This window comes from Methylobacterium sp. NEAU K, from assembly GCF_030700285.1.
Lineage (GTDB): Bacteria > Pseudomonadota > Alphaproteobacteria > Rhizobiales > Beijerinckiaceae > Methylobacterium.
In genome coordinates this window covers 1-12,851 of sequence record NZ_JAUYZJ010000025.1, presented here as the reverse complement: position 1 = coordinate 12,851, position 12,851 = coordinate 1, and the positions used below count along the sequence as shown (strand labels likewise).

12 protein-coding genes are annotated in these 12,851 nt (G+C 69.0%); 10 read left to right on the top strand and 2 right to left on the bottom strand.

What is annotated here, in order from left to right:
• Nucleotides 1–40 precede the first annotated feature (40 nt).
• The 10 genes from Q8W67_RS18905 to Q8W67_RS18860 all read left to right on the top strand — a co-directional run bounded on the left by Q8W67_RS18905 (nucleotide 41) and on the right by Q8W67_RS18860 (nucleotide 9,930).
• Nucleotides 41–1,015 (top strand): S1C family serine protease, encoded by a 975-nt coding sequence (locus Q8W67_RS18905; protein ID WP_305548522.1) that lies wholly within the window; start codon nucleotides 41–43, stop codon nucleotides 1,013–1,015.
• A gap of 213 nt (nucleotides 1,016–1,228) precedes the next feature.
• Nucleotides 1,229–1,489, top strand: a complete 261-nt coding sequence (locus tag Q8W67_RS18900) for a GCG_CRPN prefix-to-repeats domain-containing protein (RefSeq protein ID WP_305548520.1) — start codon at nucleotides 1,229–1,231, stop codon at nucleotides 1,487–1,489.
• A gap of 274 nt (nucleotides 1,490–1,763) precedes the next feature.
• On the top strand, nucleotides 1,764–1,910 hold the full coding sequence (locus Q8W67_RS18895; RefSeq protein WP_243968864.1) for a DUF1127 domain-containing protein: 147 nt from the start codon (nucleotides 1,764–1,766) through the stop codon (nucleotides 1,908–1,910).
• A 75-nt stretch (nucleotides 1,911–1,985) separates the two neighbouring features.
• Nucleotides 1,986–3,425 carry a methylenetetrahydrofolate--tRNA-(uracil(54)-C(5))-methyltransferase (FADH(2)-oxidizing) TrmFO gene (gene trmFO / locus Q8W67_RS18890; protein WP_305548516.1) on the top strand — a complete coding sequence of 480 codons (1,440 nt, stop codon included), beginning with the start codon at nucleotides 1,986–1,988 and terminating at the stop codon, nucleotides 3,423–3,425.
• Nucleotides 3,426–3,524: 99 nt separating this feature from the next.
• Nucleotides 3,525–4,727: a Zn-dependent hydrolase gene (locus Q8W67_RS18885; RefSeq protein WP_305548514.1), complete on the top strand. Its 1,203-nt coding sequence runs from the start codon at nucleotides 3,525–3,527 to the stop codon at nucleotides 4,725–4,727.
• A gap of 864 nt (nucleotides 4,728–5,591) precedes the next feature.
• The gene (locus Q8W67_RS18880; RefSeq protein ID WP_305548512.1) at nucleotides 5,592–6,419 is read left to right on the top strand and encodes a glycosyltransferase family A protein; all 828 of its coding nucleotides are present in this window, start codon (nucleotides 5,592–5,594) and stop codon (nucleotides 6,417–6,419) included.
• Nucleotides 6,420–6,498: 79 nt separating this feature from the next.
• Nucleotides 6,499–7,761, top strand: coding sequence for a glycosyltransferase family 1 protein (locus tag Q8W67_RS18875; protein WP_305548510.1), 1,263 nt, complete (start codon nucleotides 6,499–6,501; stop codon nucleotides 7,759–7,761).
• 2 nt (nucleotides 7,762–7,763) lie between these two features.
• On the top strand, nucleotides 7,764–8,897 hold the full coding sequence (locus tag Q8W67_RS18870) for a DegT/DnrJ/EryC1/StrS aminotransferase family protein (protein ID WP_305548507.1): 1,134 nt from the start codon (nucleotides 7,764–7,766) through the stop codon (nucleotides 8,895–8,897).
• Nucleotides 8,898–8,953: 56 nt separating this feature from the next.
• Nucleotides 8,954–9,637 carry an acetyltransferase gene (locus Q8W67_RS18865; protein ID WP_305548505.1) on the top strand — a complete coding sequence of 228 codons (684 nt, stop codon included), beginning with the start codon at nucleotides 8,954–8,956 and terminating at the stop codon, nucleotides 9,635–9,637.
• A 152-nt stretch (nucleotides 9,638–9,789) separates the two neighbouring features.
• On the top strand, nucleotides 9,790–9,930 hold the full coding sequence (locus Q8W67_RS18860) for a hypothetical protein (RefSeq protein ID WP_305548503.1): 141 nt from the start codon (nucleotides 9,790–9,792) through the stop codon (nucleotides 9,928–9,930).
• A 3-nt stretch (nucleotides 9,931–9,933) separates the two neighbouring features.
• Here the strand turns inward: Q8W67_RS18860 and Q8W67_RS18855 are convergent, their stop codons facing one another.
• Together Q8W67_RS18855 and Q8W67_RS18850 are read right to left on the bottom strand one after the other, a co-directional pair.
• Entirely contained in the window at nucleotides 9,934–10,653 is a 720-nt protein-coding gene (locus Q8W67_RS18855; protein WP_305548501.1) for a CatB-related O-acetyltransferase, read from the bottom strand.
• On the bottom strand, nucleotides 10,650–12,851 hold a 2,202-nt coding region (locus Q8W67_RS18850), incomplete at its 5' end, for a glycosyltransferase (protein ID WP_305548499.1). The genes Q8W67_RS18855 and Q8W67_RS18850, both read right to left, overlap by 4 nt.

The following is a 12,851-nucleotide window of genomic DNA, read 5'->3' as shown; positions in this document are numbered from 1 at the left end:
GGCGCCGGCCGGCGCAGGGCGGACGACCCGAAGGAACCTCATGGCGACGCAGGGCGAGTGGAAGATCCCCGCGCAGGCCCAGCCCAGGCCTGCGGATTACGGCTACGACCTCGATCGGGCGCTCTCGGCGGTGCTCGCCCTGTCGGCGCGGGTGCCGGAGGGTGCCTTCACAGCCGAGACGCTGGGGACCGAGCGCGCCGGCAACGGCGTGGTGATCCGGGAGGACGGTCTGGTGCTCACGGTCGGCTACCTCGTCACGGAGGCCGAGAGCGTGTGGCTGACCACCCGGGAGGGCCGCTCGGTGCCCGGCCACGTGCTCGGCTTCGATGCCGCCACCGGCTTCGGCCTGGTCCAGGCGCTGGGCGAACTCGGCGTGCCGGCCCTGCCGCTCGGCCGCTCCGCCGGGCTGAAGACGGGCGACCGGGCGGTGCTGGCGGGAGCGGGCGGACGGCAGCGCTGCGTCGCCGTCGAGGTCGTCGCCCGGCAGGAATTCGCGGGCTACTGGGAGTACGTCCTCGACGAGGCCCTGTTCACCGCCCCGGCGCACCCGCACTGGGGCGGCACCGCGCTGATCGGCGCCCAGGGCGAGCTGCTCGGCATCGGCTCGCTGCAATTGCAGCAGGGGGGGGCCAGTGGCGCGCGCCCGATCAACATGGTGGTGCCGATCGACCTGCTGCCGCCGATCCTCGACGATCTGGCGACCCGCGGGCGCGCGAACCGGCCGCCGCGGCCCTGGCTCGGCCTCTACGCAACCGAGAGCGAGGAGGGCATCGTGGTGATGGGTCTCGCCGATGGCGGGCCCGCCGAGACCGGTGGCCTGCAGAGCGGCGACGTGATCGAGGCGGTGGCGGGCGAGCCGGTCCCGGACCTCGCCGCCCTGTTCCGCAGCATCTGGGCGCTGGGCGAGGCCGGCGTGCGGGTCCCGCTTACCGTGCGCCGCGAGGGGCGCAGCGTGAAGCTCGCCCTCGTCTCGGGGGAGCGGGAGCGGTTCCTGCGCACGCCCTCCCTGCACTGACGGGCGGGCCGGACGACCGACGATCCGCGGCCTGCGCGGATCGTCGGGTGCGGTGCGGTGCCGCAAGAAACCGTCGCCGCGGGCGATGCGTTGCCCGACCGCCGCCGCAAGCCTGCACCGGATACAACCGCAGGCTCAGCGTCGGTTCAGGCGGCGTGGCCGAGTCTCCTTCGACCGGCTGCCGATCCGCCGGACGCGTTGAGGAGATCTCTCATGACGATTCTGAGCGCACCACGCGCGAAGGCGCTCGTTATGGCCGCCGCGATCGCCGGCGGCCTCGGGCTTGCGGGCTCCGCCCAGGCGGCGGGCGGCTGCGGTCCAGGCTTCCACCCCAATCCCTGGGGCATCTGCCGCCCGAACTGGGGCTGGGGCCCCCGCCCCTACTGGCGCCGGCCGGCCTATTTCGGCGGCTATGTCCGGCCGCGGCCTTATTACCGGCCCTACGGCTTCTACGGCCCGCGCCCGTTCTACTGATCGAGCGAGTTCCGATCCGCGATGCGAAGGGCGCCCTGCCGGCCGGCGGGGCGCCCTTCGCGCGTCCAGGTTGCAGGTTCCGCATGCGCCCAAAGAATGACCAGACCGCAAGGTTGCCGGATTCTTAAGCCGGCCATGCGGCCCATGCAGATCAGATGCTTGACCTTGCCTCTCCTGCTGCGCTGCGGCGGGTTTATATGTGCGTTGCACCAACAAGAGGCAGCGATGCGCAAGAGGGCGCCATCATCTGCCTGAACAGAGGTCAAGGTCCACCATGTCCGCCGCCCGTAGCGTCCTGAGCCGCGTCCGCGCCTATCTCCGGTACCGCGACACCGTCTCGCAGCTCTCCCGCCTCTCGGATCGCGATCTTGCCGATCTCGGCATCAACCGCAGCGAGATCCACGGCATCGCCCGCGCCTGATCTCCGCGACCGCAAGAGCCGATCCAAGGACCGCCGCCCGTTGATCCGGGCGACGGTCCTTCGCTATTTTCGGGCATGACACAGACCCTTCACATCGTCGGCGGCGGCCTCGCGGGATCCGAGGCGGCCTGGCAGGTGGCCGAGGCCGGCCATCGCGCCGTGATCCACGAGATGCGCCCCGTGCGCGGCACCGAGGCCCACCAGACGGACGGCCTGGCCGAGCTCGTCTGCTCGAACTCGTTCCGGTCGGACGACCCGGAGAGCAATGCCGTCGGCCTACTCCACCAGGAGATGCGCAGCCTGGGCTCGCTGATCATGCGGGCGGCCGACGCGAACCAGGTGCCGGCGGGCGGCGCCCTGGCGGTGGACCGCGAGGGTTTTTCCGCCGCTGTGACCCGGGCGCTCGAACAGCATCCCAACGTTGCGGTCGTGCGCGGCGAGGTCGAGGGGCTGCCGCCGGAGGAATGGGGCTCCTGCATCGTCGCCACCGGCCCGCTCACCGCCCCGGCTTTGGCCGAGGGAATCCGGTCGCTCACCGGCGCCGACTCGCTCGCCTTCTTCGACGCCATCGCGCCGATCGTCCACCGCGACTCCATCGACATGGACGTGGCGTGGTTCCAGTCCCGCTACGACAAGCCCGGCCCCGGCGGCACGGGGGCCGACTACCTCAACTGCCCGATGGACCGGGCGCAGTACGACGCCTTCGTGACCGCCCTCGTGAAGGGCGAAAAGATTGGGTTCAAGCAGTGGGAGGGCACGCCGTATTTCGACGGCTGCCTGCCGATCGAGGTGATGGCCGAGCGCGGCCCCGAGACCCTGCGGCACGGCCCGATGAAGCCCGTGGGGCTCACGAACCCGCGCGATCCCCTGGTGAAGCCCTGCGCGATCGTGCAGCTGCGCCAGGACAACGCGCTGGGTACCCTCTACAACATGGTCGGCTTCCAGACGAAGCTGACCTATGCCGAGCAGGTCCGGATCTTCCGCACCATCCCGGGGCTGGAGAAGGCCGAGTTCGCGCGCCTGGGCGGCCTGCACCGCAACACCTATCTCGACAGCCCGCGGCTGCTCGACGCCACCCTTCGCCTCAAGGCCAGGCCGACCCTGCGCTTCGCCGGCCAGATCACCGGCTGCGAGGGCTATGTCGAGAGCGCAGCGGTCGGGCTGATGGCCGGCCGCTTCGCGGTGGCCGAGGCCGCGGGCAATCCGTTGGCCCCCCTGCCCCAGACCACGGCGCTCGGCGCGCTCATCGCCCACATCACCGGCGGGCACGTCGTGGCCGACGGCGAGGCCAACGCCCCGCGCTCGTTCCAGCCGATGAACGTCAATTTCGGCCTGTTCCCGCCCCTCGAGCGGGCGCCCCGCAACGAGACCGGGCGCCGCCTGCGCGGGCCCGAAAAGGCCGTGCTGAAGAAGCGGGCCCTGACCGACCGGGCCCGGACCGACCTCGCCGCCTGGATGGCGGGGGTACAGGGCCCGCAGGCGCCGGCGGCCTGGAGCCCTGCGGCGGCGGAATAGCGCATCGTCCCGAACGGCGGCAGCCGTTCGGGACGATGCCGACCAGGGCCGCGGCGCACGGAGCTTGCACGGCCCGACCGTTCAGCACCCGGGCCCAGCATGACCGAGATCGACACCAAGGCCTTCCTGGCCGACCTGCACGCGCTGCGCGGCATCGGCCGGTTCCGCACCGGCGTCCACCGCCCGACTTTCTCGCCCCAGGACATGGAATCCCGCCGCTGGCTGATGGCCCGGCTCGAGGGCTGCGGCCTGGAGGCCTCGATCGACGGGATCGGCAACGTGCTCGGGCGCCATCGCGGCCCCGGGCCGCATCTCCTGGTGGGCAGCCACATCGAGACCCAGAACGAGGCCGGCTGGCTCGACGGGGCCCTCGGCGTCGTCGCAGGGGTCGCGCTGGCGCGCGCCGGGCTGCCGGTCGACGTCGTCGCCTTCGCGGACGAGGAGGGGCACTTCTCCGGCGGCTTCCTGGGCAGCCGCTCGGCGATCGGCGAGCTGACCGAGGCCGAGATCGACGCCGCCCGCAACCGCACCGACGGCACGCCCCTGCGCACGGCCCTCGAGGCCGCCGGCCTCACCGGCCTGCCCCGGATGCGGCTCGATCCCGACCGCTACCGGGGCTTCCTGGAGATGCACATCGAGCAGGGCACGCAGCTCGAATCCGCCGGCCTGCATCTCGGGGTGGTGAGCGGCATCGTGGCGATCTGGCAATTCCGGATCGTGTTCGAAGGCAGCCAGGACCATGCCGGCGGCACCACCATGGCCGAGCGCCGGGACGCGGGCCTCTCGGCGGTGCGCCTGCTCGCGGCGATCGACCGGGAATTCCCAACGGTCTGCGGCCCGCGCAGCACCTGGACCACCGGGCGGATCACCCTGGACCCCGGCGGCTTCAGCATCATCCCGGGCCGCGCCGAGGTGGTCTTTCAGTTCCGCGACGTATCGATGCCGGTGCTGGAGCGGATGGAGGCGTGCCTGGAGGCGCTGGTGCGCGAGTCGAACCGGCGCGAGCGCTGCCCCGCCACCCTCACGGCCCTGTCGAAGGCGATCCCCGCCCCCTGCGACGCCGGGCTGATGCGCGCGCTGTCGGAGGCCTCCGAGCGGGTCTGCCCCGGCGCCTGGCAGGTGATGCCCTCGGGCGCCGGCCACGACGCCCAGAACGTCGCCCGGATCCTGCCGGCCGCGATGCTGTTCGTCCCGTCGATCGGCGGCATCAGCCACCACTGGGCGGAGGATACGAGCGACGCCGATCTCGCCCTCGGCGTGCGGGCGCTGGGGGAGGCGGCGGCGCGGGTGCTGGCGGGGTGAGGTTGCCGCTCCAGGATGGCCTCCCCTGGCAGGACTGGATCCCGCCGACGGTGTCCTCCTGTCGGCCGCGGAAACGTCGCGGCTTTCGGCGGATCTGTGCGGGACGCGCTGGAGCAGAGTCAAACCCGATCACGCCGATCGGGGACCCGATCGTCGTTGCGTCGCGCATGTTCCGGTGAGCCGGCGACTTTAAATAGCTCGCCGCGTGATGGATTTCGCGTAAATCATCTGGATCAGTATCCTCGCAGTCGAACGGAATAAATAGATATAAATTTCAGGTGCGGATTTATAACGTTTGAAATTTAAATGTAAATATCGATTATGACAAAAATATATACTTGAATAAACCACCGTTGACAGACGGCGCGATGGCGTGTCAACGTATCGGACATCACACATCGGCCGATTTTTGGATATTTAGATTCATGATTATGTTCCGGCAGCGATTCGAAATTCAAATCATCGAATATTAATACGATCCTCAAAATTGGGAAAACGGTCGAATGCAACTCTTTTGAACGATCGGAATCGCTTCATTGCACCATCTTGTTCGAGCGAGAGACCGTCGTTTGGCGTTCGGTGGCGGAATCGGATTTATCTCCGCTCTCGAACCGGAGCGGCTAGGTACGAGTTGATCCCGTTCCTTCGGGGCGGGGATCACGTATTAATCAGTAATGCGACAACATAATTATTTATCTGGTCCGTGCCGAATCGTGATTACCGGACTTGCGGCGCCTGATGAAGGATATGAATATTATCATCGCGCCAAGCATGCGAGGAACACGCGTGCGGGAAGTCGGCATCTAGCCGCCCGTCGGGTCGCGATCATGAGCTTGATGAGATCCGGGCTCGATCAGGAACGGAATGCGGTCGTCGGAGGGACGCGTGGCGTCAACAGCATTGTCGATCGGGGTAATCATCCCATCCCGTCTGCAGCAGATCGGCCCCAACGAACACTTCGTGGAGCGGGCAATCGCCAGCGCATTGGCTCAGACCGCCCTTGCGGAGGGCGACGCCTCGCTCGCCTTCATCGTCGGTATCGATGCGGATGCGGACATCCCCCCACGCCTCGCGGCGCGGAGCGACATCGTCTGGGCGCGCAGCGATGCGTGCTCGCAGGCGGGAGCCCTGAATGCCGGGATCGCGGCTGCGGGCGACCGCTTCGACTGCATCGCATTCCTGGAGGACGACGATCGCTGGGATCCGAACTACCTGACTTGGAGTCTAGGTGCCCTGAAACGCTACGGCTTCGTCTCGACAACCCAGCTCGAGGTCGACGAAAACGGCCAGATCATCCGCATCAACGACTTCCCGACCCCGTCGGGCTGGATGATGCCGTTCGATACCCTCCGGCGGGTTGGATGCTTCGATCCTGCCATGCGCTGGCATCTCGACAATGAATGGCTCGGCCGGCTGGGCGAAAGCGGCATCAGGCGCTGTCATCTCGTCGACGCGATGGCGCCGGCCAACATCGCACTGGCGGAACAGGTGCGGCCCTGGCTCGCCAACGTCGTGCGGTTTGGCGGAGCCAACCTGGAGGTGACGCGCCACACGATGCTGGCTCCGCTGGTCACCCGCCTGGTGCATTCCCGCTCCGGCACGGCGCGCATCGCCGTCGACCCGGTCCTCACACAGCAGAGCCAGGCGGAATACGCGAGGCTCACCCACCGTTACGGCCGCATTCCCTGGTGAGACAGCCCCGGGCAAGGATCCGGCCCGATGAGTCGCCCGCCAGAACTGTTGGGCGGGATCGTCAAAGGGACTCCGTACAGTGTCCGAACAACTTCATGTCGCGATCGATGCGCGTCCCGCCCTCGGGGCAGCCGGGGGCGTGGCCGAGGTCACGCGGGGTCTGGTGACGCATCTCCACCATCTCCCGGCGGACGCCTTTCGCTTTTCCCTGATCGTGGACTCGCCGGCGCGCGACGACCTGCGTGCCATCATGCCGGACCATTGCAGGTTGCTGCCGCTGAACACCGGAGCCCTGCCGGTGCGCGAGCGTGCGTTCAGGCTGGCCGGCACGCCGGCGGCCAAGCGGATGTTCAACTTCCAGGACGAGAGCACGACGCTCCGGGTGAAGCTTTCCGACGCCACGGGCCCATTGCGGTCCGCAGGCGTGACGGTGGTGCACGCCCTGTCGCAATTCGCGATCGATTCCGACCTGCCCCTCGTCTACCACCCGCACGATCTCCAGCATCTCCACCTGCCGCAGTTCTTCTCTGAGACCGAACTCGAGCATCGCGAGGTGATCTACCAGTATTTCTGTGGCGTGGCGAAAATCATTCCCGTGGCCTCGCACTGGATTGCCGAGGATGTCGGGCGGCAATACCGCGTGCCGTCCGAGAAGATGGCCGTCATCCCGTTCGCGCCGCCCGCCGCCGACCGCACGCCGCCGACACCCGCGGAGGTGCGGACGATCTGCGACCGCTTGCGGCTCCAGCCGGGCGGCTTCCTGCTCTATCCGGCAGCCGGATGGGCGCACAAGAACCACATCGGCTTGGTGGAGGCCGCAGCCCTGTTGCGGGCCCAGGGCCTGGAGCCGCCGCTCATGGTCTTCACCGGAGCGTTCGTGCCGTTCTCGCTGCGTGTACTCGAGCGGGCGGCCGCCCTCAACGTGAGCGACTGCATCCGGTGGGCCGGCTACATCGCCCAGCGCGATCTGGTGCTGCTCTATCACCTCGCCCGCGGCGTTCTCGTTCCGACGAAATTCGAGGCTGCCAGCGCACCGATCTGGGAGGCCTTTACGATCGGTTGTCCCGTCGCCTGCTCCAACGCAACCTCGCTGCCGTCGCAGACCGCCGGCGGCGCAATCCTGTTCGATCCCGACGACAGCGGTGAGATGGCCAGCGTCATCTTCAAGCTGTGGGCGGATGCGTCCCTGCGTGATCAACTCACCGCCCGCGGGCGGGATGTCGTTGCCCGGCACACCTGGGAATCGGTGGTCCGTCGTTTCGGTGTACTTTACCGCAAAGCCGCCGGCCGGCCGATCAGCGAGGCGGATGAAGCGCTGCTCGCCGCCGGGCCGACCGTCTGATCATGCCCCCCCGCCCCTTCCTCCCCGTGGCCGCTCCGAACCTGGCCGGGAACGAGCGCGCCTACGTGCTCGAATGCCTCGACAGCACCTGGATCTCGTCCACCGGCCGCTTCCTCGATGCCTTCGAGGCCGCCTTCGCCCGTTTCTGCGGCGTATCCCACGCCGTGGCGGTCAACAACGGCACCGCCGCGCTTCACCTTGCTCTCACCGCCCTCGGCATCGGCCCCGGTGATGAGGTGATCGTGCCCGACCTCACCTACATCGCGTCGGCGAACGCGGTGACCTATTGCGGAGCCAAGCCGGTCTTCGTCGATTGCGAGCCTGCGACCCTCAACCTCGACCCGGATCGTCTTGCGGAACGAATTACCTCGCGCACCAAGGCCATCCTGCCGGTCCACCTCTACGGCCATCCGGCCAACATGGACCCGATCCTGGACCTCGCCAGACATCATGGCCTCATCGTGGTCGAAGACGCAGCGGAGGCCCATGGGGCGACCTGTCGAGGGCGTCCCGTCGGGTCGTTCGGTACCTGTGCCACCTTCAGCTTCTACGGCAACAAGATCATCACCACCGGCGAGGGGGGCATGGTGGTGACGGATGACGCAGCGCTGGCGGCCCGCCTGCGCCTGTACCGCGGTCAGGGCGTCGACCCGCAGCGCCGCTACATACATCCGGTCGTCGGTTTCAACTACCGGATGACGAACGTCGCAGCCGCGATCGGCCTCGCCCAGCTCGAACGGATCGACGCGATCCTCGCCGCCCGGCGTCAGGTCGCCGCCTGGTACGCGGAGCGCCTCGCTGGGATCAACGGCGTCCGCCTGCTCGGGGCCGAGCCGTGGGCGGTGCCCGTGCCTTGGCTCGTTACCGTGCTGCTCACCGAGGGCGGCGCCCGCGAGCGGGATGCAGTGATGGCCGCGCTTCTGGCCGAGGGGATCGACAGTCGGCCGGTCTTCTATCCGATGCACAAGCAGCCGCCCTATCGTGAGGATACCTGCTATCCGGTCGCCGAAATTTGGTCGGCCCGCGGGCTCAACCTGCCGACTTTCGAATCCCTGACCGAGGCCGACGTCGCGGCCACCTGCGCGTCCCTGTGGCGGGCGGTGGCCGGATTCGAGGCGCCACTCGAGGCGCCATGACTCAGGGCACCGTACGGGCTCTGTGGCCATCGATCGAAGCACCGTAGGATGAACCCATGACGCGTCGGCTCGTGATGTGCGGCGGGGGCAGTCTGGCGGTCGAGATCGCCACCTTTTTGCGGGATCTCGACGCTGGCGAGCGGGGGGACGACGTCCTGGTTACGGACGTGGTTTCCCCCGGGGCAGGGCGGGCTGTGGACCTCACGGCAGTCTGCGGCAACGCCTTCACAACGCATGCGGATATCGCCTCCGTCGTGGCCAAGGAGGCGAAGCAGTTCATCGTCTGCATCGGCGATCCGGTGGTACGGCACACAGTGTATGTCGAGATTGTCAGGTTGGGCCTTACCCTGGCACGGATCGTCCACCCGAGGGCCTACATTTCCCCGTCGGCGGTGATCGGAGACGGGGCGATCGTCTATCCCGGTGTCTTCATCGGCCCCTTCGCGCAGGTCGGCGAGAACGTGCTGCTGAACGCGCAGGTGGTGATCGGTCACGATGCCCGGCTCGATGACTCCGTCGTCCTGTCACCGAGCGCGCGCTTGTGCGGGCACGCTGTGTGCGGGACGGCCGCATTCCTGGGTACCGGCGCGTCGATCCTTCCGAACGTGAGTCTGGGGGCCTACAGCAAGCTCACGGCCGGATCGGTGCTGAGTCGGTCGGTCGGAGACGGCTTCCTGATGCACGGGAATCCTGCAGCCGGCCGCCACATGTATCGTGTCCCCACGGACGAAGCCACATGACAATCCTGAAGTGATGATCCCGGCAGGATTCCCTCAGACGAAACACGGGCCGCCGCCGCCCGGAAGGTTCTCGACTCGGCACCGATGGGGCGCCATCGACGCAACGCCACACGCTCCGGGCCGTTGATCCGGATCAATGCCGGAGGACGGCCATGCGGATCCGCAAGGAAGCGACCTACGACGGGGTGTGGACCGTGTTCGTCGGCGAGGGCCTCTGCTTCAGCGACCTGACCGAGCCGGCCGCCGACGCGCTGGTGGCGGCCTTCGCGCGGCTCGGCGCCGACCGGGACTGACCCTCAGGCGCCCGGCACGAGGGACTGGATCGGGATCAGCTCCGGCCGGTATTCCTGCATCCCGCCCGCGATCCGCTCCTCGACGGCGTCGAGGAATTTTTCGGGGTCGGTGATCGAGCACTGACGCAGGTCCCAGAAGGCGTAGCGCCACCATTGCACCGCCAGGTAGCGCTCGATCAGCGTGTCGGGAAACCGCATCTTCACGATTCGGGCCGGGCTGCCCGCCACGATCGCGTAGGGCGGCACGTCCTTGGTCACCACCGCCATGGCGCCGATGATCGCCCCGTCACCCACCGTGATGTCGGGCATCAGGAAGGCGCCGTGGCCGATATAGACGTCGTTGCCGATGCGCACGCGCTTGGGCCACAGATAGGGGCCGCAGATCTCGTAATCCTCCGCCCGGGGATCGAGGCGGTCGAACACCGCGGAATGGTGCGTGTAGAACAGCGGCGAGGTCGAGCCGCAATGGACCGGGTGGCTGCCGCGCCCGACCTGCACGCTCTCGCCGATCGAGCAGTAGCGGGCGATGTCGGCACCGAAATAATAGCCGCTCACCGCGTAGGAGAACGCCCCCATGGTCAGGCAGTAATCGATCCCCATCCACTTGATGCTGCAGGGGGGCTCGAAGGTGCAGTCCTCCGGCAGGGCGAACGGGGCCGGATGCAGCACCGAGATGCCGCGCCGAAGCATCTCCTGCTTCATGTCCTCGTTGACGGAGATCATGCGGCATCCTCGTCGATTGCGCTTTCCGTCCCGGCCGGACTCAGGTCCAGGGCGTAATAGGCGCGCATCAGGTCGTCGTATTCGGCCGCCTGGATCGGGACGGAGGGGCGGCGGCCGGCGGAGATGTCGATCGCCATCAGCCGGTCGTTGAAGGCGGCCGGGTCGTTCGAGAGGGCGTAGGGCAGGACGTGGCCGTTCGGGTCGGCGCGCAGGCGCTCGCCCGGCGCACCGAGATCGAAGGCGACCACCGGCAGGCCGGTCCGCAGCCCCAGCGTCAGGGCGTACGAGTAGGTCTCCGGCCAGATCGCCGGCAGCAGGACCAGGTCGGCCGAGACCCGCCAGACGAGATCCAGAGCCTCGTCGTCGCCCGCGTAGCGTCCGGTCTGGGTGACCCCGACCCGCGCCAGCCCGCCGGCGAGCGCCGGGTCGGAGAAGCCCACGACCGCAAACCGCAGCGGCAGGTCCCGGTCCTGCGCGTCGGTGGCCAGCGCCTGCAGCAGCAGGCCGCCCTTCGTCGCGCTGATCGCGCCCAGCACCGCCACCCGGCGCACGCGGCCCGGCCGCCGCAGGGCGGTCGCGCGCACCCGGAGGTCGGGCTCCAGGTGCGGCCGCACCGTGATCGCCAGATCCGGGTACACCCGCCCGATCCGGGCCGCCGTGTCGCGCGAGGGCGCGAACACCCGCGTGGCCCCGGAGAGGAACCGCCCGAACGCCGCCCGGCGCTCGCCCGGATCCGGCTCCTCGAACCCGTCCGCGTCCATGGCCAGGCAGTCCCGGCACACAGGCACCGGCGCCAGCCCGCAAGCGCGCCCGTCCGGCATCACCAGGTGGTTGCGGTGGCAGACCGGCGAGAAGTCGTGCAGCGTCCAGGCGTAGGGCCGCCCCGACCCGGAGACCAGGTCCATCAGCGCCCGCGCCGCCGACCAGCGTAAGCCCGCCAGCGAGTGCACGTGGATCAGGCGCGGCGCCAGCCGGTCGATGAACCCGGCGACCTCGTCCGCGTCGCGCGGCAGGTACAGGCTGTCGAGGCTCGGCAGGTACAGGAACTCGCGGCTGCGGTACGAGACGTTGATCTGGATGTTCCGGTCCCGGTCGACCGAGAGCAGCACGACGCTCACGCCCTCGTCCTTGAGCCGGGCGATCATGTCGTCGATGTGCCGCTGGATGCCCCCGCCCCAGGAATGGGTCACGAACAGCACGGCCCGGCCGCTGAAGTGCCGGGCCAGCCGGTACAGGTCGAGCCGCGCCCGGCCGCGCCGGCCGGGATCGGCCTGGACGAACTGGCCGACCAGCGCCGTGTAGTCGGGATGCTTGGCGAGCAGAGCCGCCTGGCCCTGGTCGTACTCGCCGCCCGGGTCGAGCCCGAACGAGATCTGGCCGGCATGGTAGACGAACACGTCCTCGGCCAGGAGGTTGGCAAAGCCCGCCTTGCGGGCGCGCAGGCACCAGTCGTTCTCCTCGCCGTAGCCCTTGCCGAAGGCCTCCTCGTCCAGGACGCCGACCGCGTCGAGCGCCGCGGCGGTCATGTACAGGCAGAAGCCGACGCCGGTGGGCACCTCGAGGCTGCGGCCGCGGTTGAGCGCGCGGGCCGCCTGGTCGAGCTCGGGCCTGCCGATCTCCAGCGGCATGGTGTTGTTGGCGTTGAAGCGCGGGTAGCTGCAGATGGTCGCGTTGTTGGACAGGGGCGTGACGCTGCCGACACGCGGGCGGCCCTCAGCCTCGGCCGTCTCGGCATGGGCCACCAGCCGGTCGAGCCAGTCGCCGAAGACTTCGGCGTCGGAGTTGAGCAGGACCACGGCCCGGCCCTGGCGCAGGGCGAGGGCGCGGTTGACCGAGCGGACGAAGCCGAGGTTGCGTTCGTTCTCGACGAGGTGGAACAGGCCTCTGCGGGCGAGGGCGGCCAGCTCGGCGGTGAGCTCCGGGTCCGGCGAGCGGTCGTTGACGGCGAGCAGGGTGAAGGGGGTCTGCTGCGGCTGGGACAGGCAGGCGTGGATGGCGCGCAGGGTCTCGCCGCGGCCCTTGTAGACCGGCACGATCACGACGACCCGGGCCTGGGCGATGGTCAGGGCCCGGGGCAGGCCGTCCCAGTCCTGCGGCTCCGGCGCGGCCATGGGCGGGAAGCGACCCAGATCCTCCGGGCAGGCCATCAGCCCGGCCGCCCGGCCGGTGCGCACGTAGTGCAGGAACGGCGATTCGCC

What these genes read in the sequence shown, in the direction of transcription:
- Q8W67_RS18860 (WP_305548503.1), top strand. Translation starts at nt 9,790, where the DNA reads ATGCGGATCCGCAAGGAAGCGACCTACGACGGGGTGTGGACCGTGTTC.
- Q8W67_RS18885 (WP_305548514.1), top strand. Translation starts at nt 3,525, where the DNA reads ATGACCGAGATCGACACCAAGGCCTTCCTGGCCGACCTGCACGCGCTG.
- trmFO (WP_305548516.1), top strand. Translation starts at nt 1,986, where the DNA reads ATGACACAGACCCTTCACATCGTCGGCGGCGGCCTCGCGGGATCCGAG.
- Q8W67_RS18880 (WP_305548512.1), top strand. Translation starts at nt 5,592, where the DNA reads ATGCGGTCGTCGGAGGGACGCGTGGCGTCAACAGCATTGTCGATCGGG.
- Q8W67_RS18905 (WP_305548522.1), top strand. Translation starts at nt 41, where the DNA reads ATGGCGACGCAGGGCGAGTGGAAGATCCCCGCGCAGGCCCAGCCCAGG.
- Q8W67_RS18855 (WP_305548501.1), bottom strand. Translation starts at nt 10,653, where the DNA reads ATGATCTCCGTCAACGAGGACATGAAGCAGGAGATGCTTCGGCGCGGC.
- Q8W67_RS18870 (WP_305548507.1), top strand. Translation starts at nt 7,764, where the DNA reads ATGCCCCCCCGCCCCTTCCTCCCCGTGGCCGCTCCGAACCTGGCCGGG.
- Q8W67_RS18895 (WP_243968864.1), top strand. Translation starts at nt 1,764, where the DNA reads ATGTCCGCCGCCCGTAGCGTCCTGAGCCGCGTCCGCGCCTATCTCCGG.
- Q8W67_RS18865 (WP_305548505.1), top strand. Translation starts at nt 8,954, where the DNA reads ATGACGCGTCGGCTCGTGATGTGCGGCGGGGGCAGTCTGGCGGTCGAG.
- Q8W67_RS18900 (WP_305548520.1), top strand. Translation starts at nt 1,229, where the DNA reads ATGACGATTCTGAGCGCACCACGCGCGAAGGCGCTCGTTATGGCCGCC.